This is a genomic window from Curtobacterium sp. 314Chir4.1 (assembly GCF_900215175.1).
In the GTDB taxonomy this organism is placed as follows: domain Bacteria; phylum Actinomycetota; class Actinomycetes; order Actinomycetales; family Microbacteriaceae; genus Curtobacterium; species Curtobacterium pusillum_A.
In genome coordinates this window covers 151,757-166,750 of record NZ_OCMI01000004.1, presented here as the reverse complement: position 1 = coordinate 166,750, position 14,994 = coordinate 151,757, and the positions used below count along the sequence as shown (strand labels likewise).

At 70.8% G+C, this 14,994-nt stretch carries 11 protein-coding genes; 10 read left to right on the top strand and 1 reads right to left on the bottom strand.

All coding sequences use genetic code 11. The features are described 5' to 3' along the window. Positions 1–21: 21 nt before the first annotated feature. The 9 genes from CRP27_RS13565 (at position 22) to CRP27_RS13525 (ending at position 13,098) form a co-directional block, all read left to right on the top strand. Positions 22–2,433 (top strand): lamin tail domain-containing protein, encoded by a 2,412-nt coding sequence (locus CRP27_RS13565; protein ID WP_097181195.1) that lies wholly within the window; start codon positions 22–24, stop codon positions 2,431–2,433. A gap of 148 nt (positions 2,434–2,581) precedes the next feature. Then, entirely contained in the window at positions 2,582–3,424 is an 843-nt protein-coding gene (locus CRP27_RS13560; RefSeq protein WP_097181194.1) for a PhzF family phenazine biosynthesis protein, read from the top strand. A gap of 260 nt (positions 3,425–3,684) precedes the next feature. Beyond that, complete coding sequence (locus tag CRP27_RS13555) at positions 3,685–5,040, top strand: extracellular solute-binding protein (RefSeq protein WP_097181193.1); 1,356 nt, start codon at positions 3,685–3,687, stop codon at positions 5,038–5,040. A gap of 198 nt (positions 5,041–5,238) precedes the next feature. Continuing rightward, positions 5,239–6,102, top strand: a complete 864-nt coding sequence (locus tag CRP27_RS13550) for a carbohydrate ABC transporter permease (protein ID WP_255257621.1) — start codon at positions 5,239–5,241, stop codon at positions 6,100–6,102. Between the two features lie 68 nt (positions 6,103–6,170). After that, the gene (locus CRP27_RS13545) at positions 6,171–7,001 is read left to right on the top strand and encodes a carbohydrate ABC transporter permease (protein ID WP_097181546.1); all 831 of its coding nucleotides are present in this window, start codon (positions 6,171–6,173) and stop codon (positions 6,999–7,001) included. Positions 7,002–7,055: 54 nt separating this feature from the next. Continuing rightward, on the top strand, positions 7,056–10,166 hold the full coding sequence (locus CRP27_RS13540) for a glycoside hydrolase family 38 C-terminal domain-containing protein (RefSeq protein ID WP_097181191.1): 3,111 nt from the start codon (positions 7,056–7,058) through the stop codon (positions 10,164–10,166). 333 nt (positions 10,167–10,499) lie between these two features. Then, positions 10,500–11,471, top strand: a complete 972-nt coding sequence (locus CRP27_RS13535; protein ID WP_097181190.1) for a hypothetical protein — start codon at positions 10,500–10,502, stop codon at positions 11,469–11,471. A 33-nt stretch (positions 11,472–11,504) separates the two neighbouring features. Next, positions 11,505–12,245, top strand: coding sequence for a histidine phosphatase family protein (locus CRP27_RS13530; protein ID WP_097181189.1), 741 nt, complete (start codon positions 11,505–11,507; stop codon positions 12,243–12,245). Continuing rightward, positions 12,235–13,098, top strand: coding sequence for an NAD(P)H-hydrate dehydratase (locus tag CRP27_RS13525; protein WP_097181188.1), 864 nt, complete (start codon positions 12,235–12,237; stop codon positions 13,096–13,098). Before CRP27_RS13530 ends, CRP27_RS13525 begins: the two co-directional genes overlap by 11 nt. A gap of 121 nt (positions 13,099–13,219) precedes the next feature. Here the strand turns inward: CRP27_RS13525 and CRP27_RS13520 are convergent, their stop codons facing one another. Continuing rightward, positions 13,220–13,657: a YdeI/OmpD-associated family protein gene (locus CRP27_RS13520; protein WP_097181187.1), complete on the bottom strand. Its 438-nt coding sequence runs from the start codon at positions 13,655–13,657 to the stop codon at positions 13,220–13,222. 192 nt (positions 13,658–13,849) lie between these two features. Here CRP27_RS13520 and CRP27_RS13515 point away from each other — a divergent pair, with 192 nt between their 5' ends. Beyond that, positions 13,850–14,992, top strand: coding sequence for an ABC transporter substrate-binding protein (locus CRP27_RS13515; RefSeq protein ID WP_097181186.1), 1,143 nt, complete (start codon positions 13,850–13,852; stop codon positions 14,990–14,992). Positions 14,993–14,994: the final 2 nt, after the last annotated feature.

Here is a 14,994-nt window from a genome sequence, read left to right as displayed (position 1 = left end):
AACTCCCGAGAAGGACTCTGCATGCATCCCCGTGCCCTGCGCTTCGGCGTGATCCTGGCTGCCGGCGGTGTCGTCGCGGCCGGCCTCCTGGCGGCGACTCCCGCCTCCGCCGCCGTCGGTGACGACGACCCGAGCGTCGGTCCCGCCGCCGCGAACGGCCTGGTGGTCAACGAGGTCGAGTCGAACGGTGACGACACCGACTGGGTCGAGCTGAAGAACACCTCGTCAGCCGCGATCGACCTGTCCGGGTACGCGTTCCTCGACGACGACAGCTCCCACGAGGCGTACGTCCTGCCCGCGGGGTCGACGATCGCCGCCAACGGGTACTTCGTCATCGACCAGCTGTCCGGAACCGCTCCCGGCTTCGACTTCGGCCTCGGCGGAGCGGACACCGCACGCGTGTACGACCCGGCCGGGGACCTCGTGCTGCGGTACTCGTGGACGACCCACGCGGCGGTCACGTACGGCCGCTGCCCGGACGGCACCGGCGCCCTCGTGGACACCACCGCGTCGACCAAGGGTGCGGCGAACGACTGCTCCTCGCCGGTGCGCATCAACGAGGTCGAGTCGGACGGCGGCACCCCGGGCGACTGGGTGGAGCTGACGAACGTCGGCACGACGTCGGTGGACCTCGGCGGGTACGTCTTCTCGGACAGTGAGGACGACCACGCGTACACGATCCCGGCGGGCACGACCGTCGCACCGGGCGGCTTCACGGTGCTCGACGAGGCGGACTTCGACTTCGGGCTCGGCAAGGCGGACGCTGCCCGGATCTTCGACCCGCAGGGGCGGCTCGTCGACTCGTACTCGTGGACCGCACACGCCGCGTCGACGTACGGCCGGAACCCCGACGGGACCGGGGCGTTCGCCGACACGTCCGAGTCGACGAAGGGCGCCGCGAACGAGTTCGCCGGTGTCGTCACGGCCGAGGCCTGGCCTGGCGGCCCGGACGAGACCGTGCTCGACGACGAGGACACCTTCACGGGCGACCTGAGCGGCATCGACTGGACGACCTCGACGACCTCGAAGGACGGGCAGCTCTGGGCCGTGCAGAACGGTGACGGGCTGCTCTACCACCTCGTGTCGGACGGCACGGGCGGCTGGGCTCCGTCGAACGCCGCCGGCACCGAGCTGCACTACGCCGACGGTTCCGGTACCCCGGACGCCGAGGGTGTCACCGTGACGTCGGACGACCCGGGCGCGGTGTACGTGTCGACCGAGCGGAACAACGACGTGTCGTCGACCAGCCGCCCGGCGGTCCTGCGGTTCGCGACGACGTCCGGCGGGGAGTCGACGCTGAACGCCACGGACGAGTGGAACCTCGCCGCCGACTTCCCGGGGCTCGGGGCGAACGCCGGCCTCGAGGGCGTCACCTGGATTCCGGACTCCTGGCTCACCGCGCACGGTTTCGCGGACGAGCACACCGGTGCCGCCTACGCCCCCGCCACGTACGCAGGGCACGGCGACGGCCTGTTCTTCGTCGGGGTCGAGGGCACCGCGAGCGTGTACGCCTACGCCCTGATGGCGGACGGTTCCTTCCAGCGGGTGGCCACGATCGCGACGCCGTTCTCCGTCGTCGCGGACGTCCAGTTCGACCCGACGCTCGACGCGCTCTGGGTGGTCTGCGACGACGCGTGCTCCGGCCGCACGGCGCTGTACGAGGTGACCGACGGGGCGTTCACGGCGTCGACCGTCCACGAGGCGCCCTCCGCAGCCGACCGCACCCTGGCCAACGAGGGCTTCGCGATCTCGGGCGTGTGCGCGAGCGGCTCACGGGCGACGTTCTACGCGGACGACAACGACACGGACGGGTTCTCGCTCCGGACGGGGACGTACCCGTGCGACGCGTCGACGCCGGGTGACGGTGGGACGCCGGGTGATGGCGGCACACCGGGTGACGGTGGGACGACTCCGACCCCGACGCCGACCCCGGGTGGTGGCTCGACCCCGACGCCGACGCCTGCGCCGAGCCCAGGCCCGTCGACCGCCCCGACGCCTGCGCCCGTGCCGGTTGCTCCGTCGGAGTCGTCGTTGACCGACGCGAACCGGGGCTCGGTGTCGGCACCGTCGTCGGCTCGTGCGGGGGAGACCATCACGATCACGGTCGGCACGCAGTACGCCGGTGCGCGGGTGGACGTGTGGATGTTCTCGACGCCGACGCTGCTGGGAACGGTGACGGTCGCGGCGGACGGGACGGTGCGGGCGACGGTCCCGGCGGATGCTCCGACCGGGACGCACCGGATCGTGGTGACTGCTGCGGACGGGACGGTCCTGGGGTGGACGACGATCCGCATCGACCCGGCGACCGGTCAGTTGGCGTTCACCGGTGCCGAGGGTCTCGGTGCGGGCACGGTGGCCGCGTTCCTGCTGCTGGCGGCGGGTGCGGGGGTCCTGCTGGTCCGCCGTCGTCGCGCGACGCGCGCCTCGGTGTGATCGAGTGAGCAGCAGTGGCCGGGTTCGTGGGGCGGACCCGACCACTGCTGCCCACTGGACGCGGCTGGGCAGCCGACCGCCGCGGGCAGGCCACGCGCTCCCGATCGGCCCGCGAGCGACGTCGGCGCCGGGCGCTACCGTCGAGGGCGTGAGCATCGAGATCCTCCGGTACACCGCGTTCGCCTCCGAGCCGGGCGGCGGCAACCCCGCGGGCATCGTGCTGGACGCAGCAGGCCTCTCCGACGACGAGATGCAGGCGATCGCCCGTGACGTCGCCTACCCCGAGACGGCCTTCGTCGTCGGGCAGACCCCCGCCGGCCCGCACGTCCGCTACTTCTCACCGGGCGCCGAGGTCCCCTTCTGCGGGCACGCCACGATCGCCACCGCGGTGGTCCTGGCGGAGCGGGACGGCCTCGGGCGACGGGTCTTCACGACGGCCGCGGGGGAGGTCGCCCTCGACGCGACGACGGCCCCGGACGGCACGGTGCAGGTGGCGATGACGAGCGTGCAACCGACGACGCGATCGCTCGACCCGGACCTCCGGGACCGGCTGTTCGCGCTCCTCGGGCTGACGTCCGACGACCTCGCCGAGGGGTTCCCCGTCCTCGAGTCCTTCGCCGGCAACTGGCACCCGGTGCTCGTCCTCGCCGACGAGGACCTGTTCCACCAGTTCCGCTTCGCCCCGGCGCCCCTCGCGGACCTCATGCTCGAGGCCGGCTGGTCCGGGACCGTCACGGTCCTGCACCGCACGGCGCCGCTCGAGTACGACGCCCGCAACCTCTTCCCGGTCGGCCGCATCACCGAGGACCCGGCGACCGGTTCGGCCGCGGCGTCCACCGGGGCGTACCTGCGCGAGGTCGGCGCGGTCGGCGCTGGTGACCGCGTGGTGATCCGGCAGGGACGGCACGTCGGCCGACCGAGCGTGCTGCTCGTCGACGTCCCGGCGACCGGCGGCATCACGGTCACGGGCGGTGCCACGCCGATCCGCTGACGGACGTTCCTTCCCAGGACATCTGCGATGGGAAGTCGAATCGGGCGTACCCGGTCGGAAGTTCCGACCGGGTACGCCCGATTCGTAGCGGTACGCCTGGGAGCGCCCCGCGCGGGTGCACCCGGCGCGCGTGCACCCGGGGCACCCGGCCGCACCGTGACCGCATCGTCACGAAAAAGTCCTTGACAGCAATAAGTCAATACGGTGGACTAACTGTGCGAGCGGGCGACGGAGCCCGCCACCTGTGCAAAGGAGCACCGATGAAACGCACCCGAATCATCGCCGGACTCGCAGCCGTGGCCGTCGCCGCGGTGGGCCTGGCAGGCTGCTCGAGCTCGGGGTCCGCCTCGAGCGACACGATCAAGATCGCGTACCAGAAGTTCGGCGCCTTCCAGCAACTCGACGCCCAGATGAAGGTCGTCAAGAAGGAGTACGAGAAGGAGAACCCGGGCAAGAAGGTCGAACTCGTGCCGATCCAGGCACAGGAGAACGACTACTACACGAAGCTCGCGCTCATGAACAAGGCTCCGGCCACCGCGCCGGACGTCATGTACGAGGACACCTTCCTCATCAAGGCCGACGCGCAGGCCGGGTACCTCCTGCCGCTCGACAAGTACACGGCGAAGTGGAAGGACTGGAGCCAGTTCTACGACAACGCCAAGCAGGCCGGTGAGGGCGTCGACGGCAAGACCTACGGCATCCCGATGGGCACCGACACCCGGGCCCTCTGGTACAACAAGGACATCTTCAAGAAGGTCGGCCTGCCGGTCCCGTGGCAGCCGAAGACCTGGGACGACGTGCTCGCCGCGGCGAAGACCATCAAGGAGAAGGACCCGGGCGTCATCCCGTTCAACCTCTACTCCGGGAAGCCCCAGGGCGAGGCCTCCACGATGCAGGGCTTCGAGATGCTCCTGTACGGCGCGGACGGCTCCGGCAACACGCTCTACAAGGACAAGAAGTGGGTCACGGGCTCGAAGCAGTTCCAGGACTCGCTCCAGTTCGTCAAGGACGTCTACCAGGGCGGCCTCGGCCCGACACCGCAGCAGGCGCTCGACAGCCAGGTCGGCACGACCATCGCGCAGACGTGGCTCCCGAAGGGGCAGCTCGCGATCGACCTCGACGGGTCGTGGCAGTCCGGCACGTGGCTGAAGTCCGGCACCGCACCGTGGCCCGAGTGGTCCGACGTGATGGGCCAGGCGCCGATGCCGACGCAGAACGGTCAGGACCCGGGCTACAACTCGATGTCCGGCGGGTGGACCCTCGCGGTGGGCAAGAACTCGAAGAACCCGCAGGCCGCGTTCGACTTCATCTCGACCTTCCTCAACCAGAAGGGCTCGCTGAAGTACGACATCGAGAACAGCCAGATCGCCGTCCGCAAGGACGTCGCCGAGGACCCGACGTACGACGCGTCCAACCCGACGTTCAAGTTCTTCTCCGGGCTCGTGGAGCACACGAACTTCCGCCCGGCGACGAGCGACTACTCGCAGGTCTCGAACGCCATCCAGGTCGCGATGGAGTCGGTCATGACGGGGCAGCAGACACCGAAGCAGGCCGCCGAGGCGTACGACAAGAGCGTCATCGGCGTGGTCGGCAAGGACCACACCACCTCCGGCTGATCGCCGCGGTGACCACCTGACGGACTGGAGGCGCGGGGCACACCCGCCCCGCGCCTCCAGTCCGACCCCACCCACCTTCGGAACCCTCTCCGCACCCGGAAGGCAACCACTGTGTCCAGCACCCCCCTCGCGCCGACGCTGTCGGCGCCCGGCGCGCCGAAGCGCACCGATCCGCCGGTCCCGCGCAAGCGGAAGCCGCTGCGGAACGTGGGACGAGCGGTCCCGCTCCTCCCCGCCGTCGTCCTCCTCGTCATCTTCCTGCTCGGCCCGGTCATCTCGTCGTTCTACGGGTCGTTCACCAACTCGGCGCTGACCGGCGTCGGCGCCGCCGACCAGCAGTTCGTCGGCCTGAAGAACTACCTCGAGCTCTTCCAGGACCCGGACTTCCCGAAGTCCGTCATCCTCACCATCGTCTTCCTGCTCGCCTCCGCGGTGGTCGGGCAGAACGTGCTCGGCCTCGGGCTCGCGCTCCTCATGCGCAGTGCCCACAAGGCCGTCCGCGCGATCGTCGGCACCTTCGTCGTCGCCGCGTGGGTGCTGCCCGAGATCGTGGCGTCGTTCGCGGCGTACGCGTTCTTCAACGACAAGGGGACGCTCAACGAGTTCCTCGCGTCGATCGGGATCAGCGGGCCGAACTGGCTCTACACGTACCCGATGCTCGCCGTCATCCTGGCGAACATCTGGCGCGGCACGGCGTTCTCGATGCTCGTGTACTCCGCCGCCGTGCAGGAGGTCCCCGAGGAGATCACCGAGTCCGCCGAGGTCGACGGCGCCACCGGCTGGCAGCGGCTCGTGTACATCACGCTGCCCGTCATCCGCCGGTCGATCTCGACGAACCTCATGCTGACGACGCTGCAGACCCTGTCGGTGTTCACCCTCATCTACGTGATGACCGCCGGCGGCCCCGGGACGGACTCGTCCACGCTGCCGATCCTCGCCTACCAGGAGGCGTTCAAGTTCTCGCAGCTCGGCTTCGGGACGGCGATCGCCACGATCCTGCTCGTGGTCGGCGCGGTCTTCTCGATCATCTACATCAAGGCACTGAAGCCGGAGGTGGACTGATGGCCATCACTGCCCCGTCCCTCGACCAGACCACCACCCGCTCGGTGACCGCACCAGGCGCCCTCCACATGACCTCCCCGCGTGGGCGGACCATGCGCTGGGTGTCGAACATCGTGCTGCTCGTCATCGCGTTGTGCTTCGCGGTGCCGCTGCTGTGGCTCGTGCTCGCCTCGGTCGACCCCGACGCGTCGCTGTCGGTGAAGCTGCCGTCGACGTTCACGCTCGACAACTTCACCAAGGTGCTCACGCCGGAGCTGTCGTTCATCCCGCTCGCGAACAGCCTGCTCATCTCCGGCGGCACGGCGCTCGTCACCGTGGTCTTCGCGCTGCTGGCGGCCTACCCGCTGTCCCGCTACAAGATGCGCGTCAACAAGCCGTTCCTGTACGGGATCCTGTTCGGCACCGGCTTGCCGATCACCGCGATGATGGTGCCGGTCTACGCGCTGTTCGTGTCGCTCAACCTCATCGACAACGTGTGGGGCTGCATCTTCTTCCTCGCCGCCACGTCGCTGCCGATGGCGATCTGGATGGCGAAGAACTTCATGGACTCCGTGCCGATCTCCCTCGAGGAAGCAGCGTGGACCGACGGCGCCTCGATGATGACCACGCTGACGCGCATCGTCGTGCCGCTCATGCGCCCGGGCATCGCCGTGGTGTTCATCTTCGTGTTCATCCAGGCGTGGGGGAACTTCTTCGTCCCCTTCGTCCTGCTGCTCTCGCCCGACAAGGTGCCCGCCGCGGTGAGCATCTTCAACTTCTTCGGGCAGTACGGGGCGGTGGCGTACGGGCAGCTCGCGGCCTTCTCGATCATCTACTCCGTGCCCGTCATCGCCCTCTACGTGCTCGTGTCCCGGGGCCTCGGCGGCGGCAACGCCCTCGCCGGTGGCATCAAGGGCTGACGCCCGGCTCGCTGACCGTCCCGCTGACCGTCCCGCTGGAAAGGAACCACCTCCATGCACCACGACGAACCCCTCGTCGAAGCCCGCATCGCCCGGCTCGTCCGGGACCGCATCGACCCCGCGGTCCACCGCCGGTCCTCCCCGGTGGAGATCGCGGCGTGGACCGTGCCGGACGAACCGGTGCCGTTCGACGTCGCGGTGGCAGCCGAGTACGAGCCGTTCGCGGTCGGCGGGTCCTGGGGCGGTCGGCCCTGGGGCACCACCTGGTTCCGGATCCGCGGCACGGTGCCCGCGGACTTCGGGACGGCTCCGGGCACCACCGCGGAGCTGCTGGTCGACCTCGGGTTCACGAAGCGGCACCCCGGGTTCCAGGCCGAGGGGCTCGCATGGTGTCCGGACGGCTCGACCATCAAGGGCGTCGAGCCGAAGAACGACACGGTCCCGATCGAGGTCGGCCCCGGTGAGTCCTTCGAGCTCTACGTCGAGGCCGCGGCCAACCCGGACATCGGCGGCGACACCTTCCAGGGCGCCACGCCGCTCGGGTCGCGCTCCACTGCCGGCACGAAGCCGATCTACCGGCTCAAGGCGCTCGAGATCGTCGAGCGCGACGACACCGTGTGGGAGCTCCAGCAGGACTTCTGGGTCATCCGGGGCCTCATGGCCGAGCTGCCCACCGACGGCACCCGCGGCGCGGACCTGCTCCGCGTGCTCGAACGCGCCGCCGACGCCCTCGACCCGGACGACGTCGCCGGCACCGCCGCTGACGCCCGAGCGGTCCTCGCGCCGGCGCTCGCCGTCCCCGCCAGCGCCGCCGCACACCGCGCCGTCGCCGTCGGCCACGCGCACATCGACTCCGCCTGGCTCTGGCCCGTCCGCGAGACGATCCGCAAGTGCGCCCGCACGTTCTCCAACGTGCTCGACCTGATGGACCGCGACCCCGACTTCACGTTCGCGTGCTCCTCCGCGCAGCAGTACGCGTGGATCCGGGACGGCTACCCGACGATCTGGGCCCGCATCAAGGAACGGGTCGCCGAGGGTCGGTGGATCCCCGTCGGCGGCATGTGGGTCGAGTCGGACACGAACCTCCCAGGAGGCGAGGCCCTCGCCCGACAGTTCGTCGCCGGCAAGCGCCTGTTCCTCGAGGAGTTCGGCATCGACACCCCCGAGGCATGGCTCCCCGACTCGTTCGGCTACTCCGGCGCACTGCCGCAGATCGTCCGCGCCGCCGGCTCGAAGTGGTTCGTCACACAGAAGCCCTCGTGGAACGAGACGAACGTCATCCCGCACACCTCGTTCCACTGGGAGGGCATCGACGGCTCCCGGGTGCTGACCCACCTGCCCCCGGCGGACACCTACAACTCGGACGTCTCCCCAGCCGACCTGCACCGCGGGGAACGGCAGAACAAGGAGCGCGGCGTCGCCAACACCTCGATGCTGCTCTACGGCTTCGGCGACGGCGGCGGCGGCCCCACCCGCGAGATGGTCGCAGCGGCCCGACGCCAGCACGACCTCGACGGCTCGCCCCGGGTCGACCTCGGCACCCCCGCACAGGTCTTCGAGGAGCTCGAGGCCGCACTGCCCACGCCGGCCGTGTGGTCGGGGGAGATGTACCTCGAGTTCCACCGCGGGACCTACACGTCGCAGATCCGCACGAAGCAGGGCAACCGACGCTCCGAGCACCTGCTGCGCGAAGCCGAGCTCTGGGCCGCGACCGCCGCCGTCCGGCTCGGGCTCGACTACCCGTACGAGGAGCTCGAGGAGGCCTGGCACACCGTCCTCCTGCAGCAGTTCCACGACATCCTGCCGGGGTCCTCGATCGCCTGGGTCTACGAGAACGCCGAGGAGAACTACCGGCTCGTCGCGGCCACCCTCGAGGGGCTCATCGGCACCGCGACGACCGCCCTGGCGAACGGCGGGGCCGCGGCGCTCGCCGGGGTCGGCGCGTCGTCGACGTCCCTCGCGGGTGGTGCCAGCGGCCTCCTGGACGCACCGACCTCCGACGCCGTCGGCGGCGGAGCATCCGTCGGGACGGTCGTGCGCTTCAACGCCTCGCCCGTCGCGGCGGGAGGGGTGACCGCCCTGGGTGGTTCGCCGGCCGACGAGCCGCGAGCCGTGCCTCCCGTCCGCTCCGGCGACCACTTCGTCTTCGACACCGGCGTCGTCACCGCGACCGTCGACGCTGCCGGCCACGTCGTGTCGCTCGTCGACCACGCGACCGGTCGTGACGCCGTCGCCCCGGGGGCGGCTGCCGCGGAGTACACCGTGTTCCGGGACACCCCGAACCAGTGGGAGGCGTGGGACATCGACCGCGCCTACCAGCGCAGCGGCACGGTCCTGACGGCGACCTCGGTCGACATCGACGGTTCGTCGCTCGTCGTGCAGCGGGCCTTCGGGTCCTCCTCGATCACCACCCGGTACTCGGCGGTCGCCGGTTCCGCGGAGTTGGTGATCGAGACCGAGGTCGACTGGCACGAGCACCAGAAGCTCCTCAAGCTGGCGTTCCCGCTCGACGTCCGCGCGGCGTCGGCCTCGAGCGAGATCCAGTTCGGGCACATCGACCGTCCCACGCACCAGAACACCTCGTGGGACATGGCACGCTTCGAGACCTCGGCCCACCGCTGGGTGCACGTCGCCGAGCCGGGCTTCGGGGTCGCCGTCGCGAACGACTCCACGTACGGACACGACATCACGCGGAACACCCGGGCCGACGGCGGCACGACCACGCTCGTGCGCGAGTCGCTGCTGCGTGGGCCGACGTTCCCGGACCCGAACGCCGACCAGGGGCACCACGTGTTCCGCACGGTGCTGCGCGTCGGCGCGTCGGTGCTCGACGCGGCCGACTCCGGGTACCGGTTGAACCTGCCGGTGCGGTCCGTCGCGGGGTCGGCAGCGGTGTCGCCGCTCGTGACGGTGTCGTCACCGCAGGTGCTCGTCGAGGCCGTCAAGCTCGCCGAGGACCGCTCCGGCGACGTCGTCGTGCGGTTGTACGAGGCGTCGGGTGGCCGTGCCTCGGACGTCGGTGTGGACTTCGGGTTCGACGTCGCCTCGGTGGCGGCGGTGGACCTGCTGGAACGCCCGCTGGGGGACTCGTGGGAGTCGGGGGAGCCGGTCGTGCTCACGCTCCGACCCTTCGAGATCGTGACTCTGCGGGTGCGTCGGGCCTGAGGCAGCGGGCCCGCGCGCGAAGGACCGCGGCGCCGGACGGGACACGGGTGCGTTCCGTCCGGCGCCGTGTTGCGGTGTCCGGCGGTGCCCGCCCCGCCTGGTCGCCCTGTCCCGCCCCCGCTCGCCCCGCCTGGCCCGGCGGATTCGGGCGTAGGTGGTCGAAACGGGCGTACCTGGTCGAAAGTTCTCACCAGGTATGCCCGATTCCGCTTTGCATCGCGGCCGTCCTGGGAAAGAACGTCTCCCCTCCACAAGCGGGATGGCCTGGAGGCGCGTCCACAGTCCTCGCGATCGGCGCGGGATGCAGGTGGCTGGTCGGGCATCTTCGGTTCCATGAACGAACCGCTGCCGATCTTCCGCGCATCCGACACATGCGAGACCGGACTCGACGCCACGACCCTGCGGCGCCGGACCCGTCTCCCCGGACCAGGGCGGCTGGTCCGCGCGGGGCCGAACGCGTTCGTGGACGGCGCGGCATGGGACGCTGCTGGGCCGCGGCAACGGTACGTCACCCGCGTCTACGCGCGCCTCGGTCGGCTCGGCACCAGAGCGGTGGCGTCGCACCTCTCCGCCGCGGCGATCCACGGGCTGCCCGCACTCGGCGGTTGGGCCGTCCCGGTGCACGCGACGGTCCCGGAGTCGATGTACCGCGCGAGGACTGGCGAACTGGTCCTGCACACCCGGCCCGTGTGCGACGACGAACGAGTCGAGGTCCGCGGCATCGCGGTCACCGCGCTCCCGCGAACAGTCGTCGACGTCGCGATGTCCGGGGACCTGCGCGCCGGGGTGGTCATCGCCGACGCCGTGTTGCGTCGCGGCACGAGCCTCGACGAACTGCGACGAGCAGTGAACCCGAGTGCTCGCGGCCGGGCGCTCGCGGGTCGGGTCCTCGACCTCGCCGACGGTCGCGCCGGCTCGCCGGCGGAGTCGCTCGCGCGGGTCGTCTTCCGGGAGCTCGGACTGCCCGAGCCCGTGCTGCAGCAGGAGTTCGTGGTCGGTGGTCGGCGCTTCGCCGTCGACTTCTGGTTCCCCGACCAGGGCGTGGTCATCGAGATCGACGGCCGGGCGAAGTACACGCAGGAGCGCTACCTCGCCGGGCGGACACCCACCGAGGTGTTCCTCGCCGAGAAGCGTCGGCACGCACTGCTGCTCACGGTCCCCGGCGTCCGGGTGGTCCTCCGGCTCGAGTGGCGTGAGCTGTGGGACCTCGATGCCCTGTCGCTCCGCCTCCGGGCCGCCGGACTGCCGTGTGCGGTCCGACCGCTGCGGAGCGCCCGACCGTCCTCGTCCTCAGCCCAGCGGTGAACCGGTCCAGTCCGGTCTGACTAGCGTGGCGGCATGGCAGTGCAGGAGATCTGGCTCGTCCGTCACGGTGAATCGGTCGCCAACGTCGCTGCGGCCCGCGCCGAGGCCGCGGGGGACGACGTCATCGACGTCCAGTACCGGGATGCGGACGTCCCGCTCAGTCCCCTCGGCGAAGCGCAGTCCCGGTCGCTCGGCCAGGAGCTCGCCGACCGCGGGATCGACGACGTCCCCGTCGCGCTCTGGGTCTCGCCGTACCTCCGCGCGCAGCAGACGATCAGGACCGCATTGCAGGCAGGCGGCCTCGCCGAACCGGAGCGTCGTGTCGACGAGCGTCTCCGCGATCGCGAGCTCGGGGTGCTCGATCTCCTCACGCTGCAGGGCGTCCGCAACCGGTACCCGGACGAGGAACGTCGTCGGCAGTGGCTCGGGAAGTACTACCACCGACCAGCGGGCGGGGAGTCCTGGGTCGACGTGGTGCTCCGGCTGCGCTCGCTCCTGGCCGACGTCGACCGGGTCGAGGGCGTGGAGCGGCTGGTCGTCGCCGCGCACGACGCGGTCGTGATGCTGACCGTCGCGGTGTGCCTCGATCTCGACGAGCCGGCGCTGATGGACTTCGCGCGGACCCACGCGGTTGCCAACGCCTCGCTCACGCGACTCCGACGCGACGGTGTCGGTGCACCGTGGAGCCTGCAGGAGTTCTCCTCCGTCGGCCACCTGGACGACGACGAGGTCACCGAGCACACCGGCAGGAAGGACGACGAACGTGTCCGCTGAACCGATCACCCCGAACTTCCTCCGCGGATGGCCCCTGCCCGAGGTGGGCGCCGGGAAGTACGGCCGCGGGCAGGTACTCGTCATCGGGGGCGCCGCGCGGACCCCCGGAGCGGCGATGCTCTCGGCGCTCTCCGCCCTCCGCGTCGGTGCCGGCAGGCTGACGCTCGCGGTCGGTCGGAGCGTCGCGAACGAGGTCGCCGTCGCCGTGCCCGAGTCCGGTGTCGAACCGCTCGACGAGGACCAGGACGGCCACGTCGCGATCGGTGCGCTCGACGGCATCGCGGAGACCGCCTCGACCGCCGACGCCGTGCTGGTCGGGCCGGGGCTGGACGAGCCGGACGGGACGCGCGACCTCGTCGCCGGACTCGCCGACGTGGTCGGTCCGCAGACGACCGTGGTGCTCGACGCGTTCGCGCTCGGGGTGGCCGGGGACGTCCGGAACCGGCTGGAGCCGCTGCGTGGCCGCCTGGTGATGACGCCGAACAGCGGTGAGGCCGAACGGCTGCTCGGTCGGGAACCCAGCGAGGACACCGTCGCCGACGCCGTGGCGATCGCCCACCGCTTCGGGGCGGTCGTGGCGGTCGGGGACGCCATCGCGACTCCCCGGGGCCGGACGTGGCTGAAGGGCACGGGCTCCGGCGGACTCGGGACGAGCGGCAGCGGCGACGTCCTCTCCGGCGCGGTGACCGGGCTGCTGGCGCGTGGTGCCGAACCGGCGCAGGCGGTGGCGTGGGCCTCGTACGTGCACGCTGCCGCGGGCGACCGACTCGCGGTGCAGGTCGGGCCGCTCGGGTACCTGGCGAGCGAGCTGGTCACGGAGATCCCGCGCGTGTTGGTCGAACTCGGCGCCTGAGCATGCCCGATCCTTCCCAGAACACACGCGATACCTGATGCGATCGGGCATACCTGCCACGAACTAACGACCAGGTACGCCCGATTCCACCAGGCACGCGCGCAGCCGCACCGCCGCGCACCTACCCGCGCAACGCCTCCACGGCCTTCGCCACCCGGCGGGCACGGGTCTCCGGGGACTTCGCCTCCGACACCGGGTCGGCCAGGGCCCGCTGCCGAGAGTTCGAGAGCGTGTCGAACGCCGCCCGCACCCCGGCCTCGTGCAGCGCCGTCTCGAGGTCGGCGGGCAGGTCGACCACCCGGGGCTGGGTGTCGACCTCGAGCGTGACGGTCACGGACTCGCCCGCGGACACCCCTGCGGCCTCGCGGTGCGCGGCGGACAGCGGTACCAGGAACTGCTCGTTCATGACCCCGACGGTCGACCGGTAGGTGTAGCCCCCGTTGACGGTGACGATCACGGCGGGACGCTTCCCGGAGCCGAGTGCCTCGATGACCGACGGCGGGACGGGCAATCCGGTGGCCGTCTTCCGTGCTTGCAGCACCGTCGTCGTGAACTGCATCCGTGCCTCCAGGCCGATCCGGACGCGACCACGCGCCCAACGTGAGCAAAACAGCAAGAGCGAGCAAACCGTACAGCCGCACCCGCTGTTCCGCCACCGTTCACCGCGCGAGCAGGTGCCGGAAACCGGCCGAGTCCACGATCGTCCCGAACCCGGACCCCGGAACCCCCCCCCACCCGAAAGGCACACCCCGTGCAGCACAAGCGCACCCTCGCCGGCATCGCCCTGGCCGCCGCCGCGATCGTCACCCTCGCCGGATGCTCGGCCACGAGCTCCGCCAACACGACCAAGGACGACACCGACTGGAAGACCGCCACGAGCGCAGAGTCCGCCGGCGGCATGGACGCCCTCGTCAAGGCCGCCAAGTCGGAGGGGCAGCTCAACGTCATCGCGCTGCCGCCGTCGTGGGCCAACTACGGCAAGATCATCGACGGCTTCACCAAGAAGTACGGCATCAAGATCACCTCCGCGAACCCGAACGGCTCGAGCGCCGACGAGGTCGCCGCCGTGAAGTCGCAGAAGGGCCAGTCCACCGCGCCCGACGTGCTCGACCTCGGCAACGCGGTGCTGCAGCAGAACCTCGACCTGCTGACCGACTACAAGGTCGCGAACTGGAGCGACATCCCGGAGAACCTGAAGGAGAAGGACGGCGCCTGGACCCGCGACTACACGGGCCTGATGTCGATCGGCTACGACTCCTCGAAGGTGAAGACCGCGCCGAAGGACCTGAACGACCTGCTCGACTCCGAGTACAAGGGCAAGGTCTCGATCTCGGGCGACCCGACGCAGGCGAACCAGGCCGCGAGCGCGGTCTACCTCGCAGCGCTGGAGAACGGCGGCTCGGCGGACGACATCACGAAGGGCGTCGAGTACTTCGGCAAGCTCAAGCAGGCCGGCAACTTCCAGAACGTGCTCCCGACGCAGGCGACGGTGGCCTCTGGTGAGACCCCGGTCGTCATCCAGTGGTCGTACAACAACCTCGCGTGGGGCCCGGCCGCCGGCGCGAGCGGGAACAAGAACTGGAAGACCGTCGTCCCGGAGGGCCAGGCCCTCGGCTCGTACTACTCGCAGGCCATCAACAAGGACGCCCCGCACCCCGCGGCCGCGCGCCTCTGGCAGGAGTACATCGCCAGCCCCGACGTGCAGAACCTGTACCTGCAGGCCGGCGCCTTCCCGTCCACGCTCGCCGCGCTCGAGAAGTCGGGCAAGGTCGACCAGGACGCCCTCGACGCAGCCGGCGGCGCGCCGAAGGACTACGTCGAGCTGACCGACGACCAGGCCACGGCAGCAGCCAAGGTGCTGTCCGCCAAGTGGGCCTCGACGATGGGGTCCTGACC

Excerpts from the sequence above, each read along its gene's own strand:
- CRP27_RS13535 (WP_097181190.1), top strand. The coding sequence starts at position 10,500 with ATGAACGAACCGCTGCCGATCTTCCGCGCATCCGACACATGCGAGACC.
- CRP27_RS13520 (WP_097181187.1), bottom strand. The coding sequence starts at position 13,657 with ATGCAGTTCACGACGACGGTGCTGCAAGCACGGAAGACGGCCACCGGA.
- CRP27_RS13565 (WP_097181195.1), top strand. The coding sequence starts at position 22 with ATGCATCCCCGTGCCCTGCGCTTCGGCGTGATCCTGGCTGCCGGCGGT.
- CRP27_RS13555 (WP_097181193.1), top strand. The coding sequence starts at position 3,685 with ATGAAACGCACCCGAATCATCGCCGGACTCGCAGCCGTGGCCGTCGCC.
- CRP27_RS13545 (WP_097181546.1), top strand. The coding sequence starts at position 6,171 with ATGACCTCCCCGCGTGGGCGGACCATGCGCTGGGTGTCGAACATCGTG.
- CRP27_RS13540 (WP_097181191.1), top strand. The coding sequence starts at position 7,056 with ATGCACCACGACGAACCCCTCGTCGAAGCCCGCATCGCCCGGCTCGTC.
- CRP27_RS13530 (WP_097181189.1), top strand. The coding sequence starts at position 11,505 with ATGGCAGTGCAGGAGATCTGGCTCGTCCGTCACGGTGAATCGGTCGCC.